This is a genomic window from Candidatus Bathyarchaeota archaeon, from assembly GCA_026014685.1.
In the GTDB taxonomy this organism is placed as follows: domain Archaea; phylum Thermoproteota; class Bathyarchaeia; order Bathyarchaeales; family Bathycorpusculaceae; genus Bathycorpusculum.
This window is the reverse complement of record JAOZHW010000014.1, coordinates 1-4,453: the sequence shown is the minus strand read 5'-3', so window position 1 is coordinate 4,453 and position 4,453 is coordinate 1. Positions and strand designations below refer to the sequence as shown.

General features: G+C 49.1%; 8 protein-coding genes. All 8 read right to left on the bottom strand.

Annotation, left to right across the window (positions count from 1 at the left end):
- Positions 1-215: hypothetical protein (locus NWE96_09760; protein MCW3984262.1), on the bottom strand; the 215-nt coding region annotated here is incomplete at its 3' end.
- Complete coding sequence (locus NWE96_09755) at positions 212-571, bottom strand: hypothetical protein (protein ID MCW3984261.1); 360 nt, start codon at positions 569-571, stop codon at positions 212-214. The genes NWE96_09760 and NWE96_09755, both read right to left, overlap by 4 nt.
- Positions 564-2,351, bottom strand: a complete 1,788-nt coding sequence (locus NWE96_09750) for a hypothetical protein (GenBank protein ID MCW3984260.1) — start codon at positions 2,349-2,351, stop codon at positions 564-566. Before NWE96_09750 ends, NWE96_09755 begins: the two co-directional genes overlap by 8 nt.
- A 12-nt stretch (positions 2,352-2,363) precedes the next feature.
- Positions 2,364-2,675 carry a hypothetical protein gene (locus tag NWE96_09745; protein ID MCW3984259.1) on the bottom strand — a complete coding sequence of 104 codons (312 nt, stop codon included), beginning with the start codon at positions 2,673-2,675 and terminating at the stop codon, positions 2,364-2,366.
- Between the two features lie 124 nt (positions 2,676-2,799).
- Entirely contained in the window at positions 2,800-3,168 is a 369-nt protein-coding gene (locus NWE96_09740) for a hypothetical protein (GenBank protein ID MCW3984258.1), read from the bottom strand.
- Between the two features lie 3 nt (positions 3,169-3,171).
- Entirely contained in the window at positions 3,172-3,519 is a 348-nt protein-coding gene (locus NWE96_09735) for a hypothetical protein (protein MCW3984257.1), read from the bottom strand.
- Positions 3,520-3,532: 13 nt separating this feature from the next.
- Positions 3,533-3,775, bottom strand: a complete 243-nt coding sequence (locus NWE96_09730) for a hypothetical protein (protein MCW3984256.1) — start codon at positions 3,773-3,775, stop codon at positions 3,533-3,535.
- A 203-nt stretch (positions 3,776-3,978) separates the two neighbouring features.
- On the bottom strand, positions 3,979-4,453 hold a 475-nt coding region (locus NWE96_09725; protein MCW3984255.1), incomplete at its 5' end, for a hypothetical protein.

The window sequence follows — 4,453 nt, the reverse complement described above, 5'->3', positions numbered from 1 at the left end:
AGGATATAGCTGATTAGTCCTTTTTCTTTGGCTGCTAAGACTTTGCTGAGGCTTAAGGTGACTGGCTGCTGAAGGGGCCAATTTCTTAAGCTGCGTTCGATAGTGATGGTGTCGCCTTGGATTGTCATGGGTACCGGTATGGTTTTTAATTCTTCTACGGTGAGTTGGTGTGTGCGGATTATCGGCTGGTTTAAGGCTGTGGTGGCTTCGGTCATGTTTCCGCCTCTGTTTTTCTTGGACGGCGAGTTTTTCGCTCCTTTGGCTTGAGCGCGAACTCATCTTCTTGTTTGTTATCTTGGCTTTTTAAAATCAACTCATCTTGTTTTACCAGCTCGATGATGTCTGATTTTAGTAGAACCAGACCTGAAGCTTTTGGGTCGCTGCCCCTAAGAGAGGGCGGTTGAGTGTCTCTATCCCAGCATATTGTGACGTATTGGTCGCATTCGTAGACAAGCCATCCAACGGCTTCTCTGATTTGCGGCTGAACGGCTAGAGCTGAAGTTCGGTGGTAGAGAACATGGTCAACATATCGGACGAATACGAGTTTTTGCACTGAGTCTTCTTTATCCAAGGTTGTTCAACCTCTCGGAGAGTTTTAGTCCGCATGGACCGCAGAGGAACCCCCATGAATCGTCAAATTCGGTGACTTGCCAGTCTGGCCGTCCCTTGGCGCCGCAGCACACGCAGGTCTCTATCCCAAAATCCATCGTTAACCGATAGATGCTCTTAGCTTTCAGGGCCAACTCGTCTAAGGTGTATGTTCCACTGTTCCCAAGCTGCACAACTTTGGCAGGTGCCGCCGCTGTTTGTTCGGTTTTTTGTGGTTCTGAAACGGGCTTGTTTTCGGTTACGGCGCTTTTTTCTTCGACTCTGTAGTCTGGTTTTTGGATGGTAGTCTCTGTGGGACTTTGGAACGTTTGGAACTTTGGAACAAGACTGCAGCCGTATTTCTTGGCGATGCGTTTGAGTTTTTCTTGGTCAAAACTGTAAACCCACGCTGGCCCCTCTTGCAGTCGGGCTTTGGTTTTCTTGCCGCCAAGCACTTCCCGAAGCCTATAACCAATCTTCTGCTTAGTAACTTCGCCGAATTCGGGGGTGTCCATCTTGTTTGGTTTCTTGTCGTCCAGTTTACCCTCTAAGTCCTTAACCAAGCCATCCCAAATATCCGCTGAAGAAAGAGGCGTTTGTGGGCTGTAGAGTTCGCAGACTACCTTGACGAGGTGGCCTTCTAAGGTGTTGGTTTTCTCGCTCAGCCGGTCTTTTTGCAGCTGTTCAAGCTGTGCTCTGAGGTCTTTTTCAATCGTTAAGCCTGCAGTGACCTGGATGATTGGTTTCCATAGCTCTTTGAGGCGCCCCTTTACGGGTAGCTCGATTTCGGGCAGTTCTGTCTCGATTGTGGATAGGCGCCATTTCAGCAGGATGTTTCTTAGGTCTCTGAGGCGGGTTTCGTCGTCTTTGTTTAGGTCTGCCCAGTCTTTAGTCGGGTAGCCTTCAGTCATGGGGATGAATATGAAGCGTTCGAGTAGGCCTTTGACGTGGGGCATTTCTTCGGCGGCGCAGGCTTTGAAGCAGAAAACGCGGAAGTATTTGATGAAGCGCTTGTTCTGGGTTAGCATTGTTCTTGGGACGACGGCGCCTTTCTTGTAGCCTGCCTTGTAAATTTTAGCCTTATCGAGGTCCTTGTACAGCCCCTGTGCTTCGTCTTCTAGGATGGTGCCTGGCGTGTCTGAGTCGTCTAGGTAGCCGTAGACGTCGGCTGAGGGGATGGTGACGCCTAGCATGGGGCGGTAGCATAGCCAGTTAAGCAGGTTCAACGCAACAGTTTTTCCGCTCTCGTTATCGCCCACAAAGTACACGTAGGGTACCGTGCGCAGCTTCTCCTGTTGATAGCTTAGAAGGACACAGGCGGCTAGGTAGTCTTTCCAGTTTGATTCTAAATCTAAGAAGAGTGCGAATTCTTCTCTGATTTTCCAGTACAGCTCCTCGGTGGTGGGTAGGTTGCCTTCGTAGTAGCCGTAGGGTTCATAGGGGAACTCATCTGGGTACTCCTTGGGCAGGAAGGTTTCCTCTTCGACTGTTACTTCGTCGCATACGCGGAAGGCGCCGTCTTTGACTGTGAGGAAGGCGGGTTTTCCGTTGACGTAGATGGCTTCGTAGTGGCCTTGCTCTGCGTAGCCGCTTGCCCTGTGCAGTTTGGTTTTTTCTTTGTCTTTGGGGTAGAAGTCTTCACATGCAGGGTCAGTTTTTAAGATGACGCCTTTGCGTATGTCGTCTTGGTAGGTGCAGGGGCTGTCCTTGACTTTCCAGTATGCGCAGTCCCCGCATTTCTTGCCCTTTCCCCTCTTTCCCATCGGTTTGGCTCCTTAGAGGAAAAGTTCCATTCGGTTGGTGGCTACGGCGTCAGTGTATTTTTCTCGGAGGGGCAAACCGACAGTTTGGATTTCTTGGAGGATTTCGGCTTTGGGTGTGCCGCTTAATTCGGTTAGCTTTTGAAGCGTCGCCAGCTGTTGTTCTGTGCTTAGTTTTTGCCAGTCTACCATGTAGACTTTCTGTGTCGGCTTTATGCCTTTGAGTTTGGCTGGTATCTCGATGATGCTTTGGATTGGGACTTTGCCGTCGGGGAAGATGTCGCCCCAGTGCCGTTTGCCTTCAGCGTTCAAGTAAGCCCAAGACACTAAGAAGACGCCTCCATTGCCATCTTTAAGAGCTGAGCGGCGAGAACTGTGCATTCGGCTAGAGCCTCTGCGTAGCCTTCAGGGTATTCTACGCTTTCTTCAGAACCAATCATGTTAAGTCTCCTTAGGTTTTGGGTTTGAGTTTTTGGCGGTAAATCTTGTCTTCCCCGTAGAGCCAGTAACTGTACTGGTAGCCTTCGCCGTAATAGCGGTCTTTAATGGTCGCGTTACTGTTTCTGAGAATGTTATAGGCGCTTTGCCACTTGTCTTGGAGGTTGTTTTGTTTGTAGGCGATTTCGTATTCGCCCAGTTTAGCGCCCTGCTGAGCCTCAAACTTTAGGGTTGTAAAGTTTAGCTCTAAGACTGCGGCTGCCTGTTTTTTCTCGGCTTTGACTTCGGGCGGAGCCAGAGAGTCGATGAACTCGTTTGCTGCGTCGGCGAGCATCAGGCTGGCGTCTCTTAGTTTCACGAAAAATTCAACTTGCTTATCCATTGCTTATCCCTCGGGTTCCTCTGCTGCTGCGTTAAGCGTCTTTGGCGGGTTTAGATAGAGGATGATTTTTCCTTTGACGGAGCGGCTGTATAGTGCGGGGTGTTCCTTCTTGTATCGTTCAAGGGCGTCTTGGTTTTCAAACACCGGCGTAGCGTAGGCTTCGCGGTTGTCGAGGTGCTGCTGGCAGAATGGGACGCCGATTTTGTTTCTTCCGTTGGCCATGAAGACAAAGCTGGTTACGCCAGCGGATGGTTTGCGGCAGATTATGCATGGCTTAGGGCGTTTCTTGTATGGACCCTTAACGGTGGCAGATGTGGCTGCGGTTGTGGGTTGTTGGAGTGTGAGACTCATGGTTTTGCCTCGCCTATTTGAAGAAGTCTTCGTCTCGGAGGTGGTCGCTGACTTGTATGAAGCGGTGTTTCTTGCAGAAGTCCAGGATGCGGTTTAGCAGCGGGTCGTTGCCGTCTTTAAATTCTCTTTTAAAACCTATTCTTCCGGTCATGACACGGATCTCAAAGGATCCGTCGATGGCGAGAATCTGGTAGAAGCCCAGTTTTTCGCCAGCGTATTCTTCGAGGACCTCCCAGTCCTCAATCAAATTAACCAATTTATTTACACCTAAACCTGTGTCGCCCAGAAAAAATAAAGGAATATTGGCGCCTGCGTGGAGACTCCCAGCGGAGCCTGCTTGGGACTCTCCTAACAGACCCTCATAAGGAGACTAACTAAAAATGTTAAACCTAAACAAGCTAAATGGAATTTAATGGATTTTTTTTAAAAATTGTTTTAAAAATAAGGGCTTACTCTTTTTTAGGGCTCGCTTTTCTGGCTGTCAGCCGTGTTGTTCTGAATGATCTTTAATACTTCAAAAACAAGAACTGCAGAGTCTACCTCATTTGCCTTGTCAACAAGCTCCTGCTGGCTGACCTCCTCTAAAACCACAGCCAAGTAAGCCTTGTTTGTCAACTCGTAAACTTTCGCCTTTGAACCTGCTCGAGGCGGGAGTACACGGAGATAGCCTTCTGTGGCTAAGTCATCTAGTCTTTTGTATAAGCTGCCCTGGTGTGTTCCGCTGAGTTTTTTCTGAGCGATGATCTGTTTGTATATTTTAAGCGCAGGCAATGGCCCCGAGAGGGATAGAACTAAGAAAATGGCAAGGTTCAGCCTTCTCTCTTGACCTTTGAAGACGTCAAGCCTCGAACGGTTCTTCGCCATCGCCTTCGGTTTGCCCTCCAAGCAAAAGAGCAACTTGAGGTCTGCAGCGAAGAAGCTTATCACATTAACC

Coding starts and splice junctions, on each gene's coding strand:
- NWE96_09750 (MCW3984260.1), bottom strand. CDS start 2,351: ATGGGAAAGAGGGGAAAGGGCAAGAAATGCGGGGACTGCGCATACTGG.
- NWE96_09740 (MCW3984258.1), bottom strand. CDS start 3,168: ATGGATAAGCAAGTTGAATTTTTCGTGAAACTAAGAGACGCCAGCCTG.
- NWE96_09735 (MCW3984257.1), bottom strand. CDS start 3,519: ATGAGTCTCACACTCCAACAACCCACAACCGCAGCCACATCTGCCACC.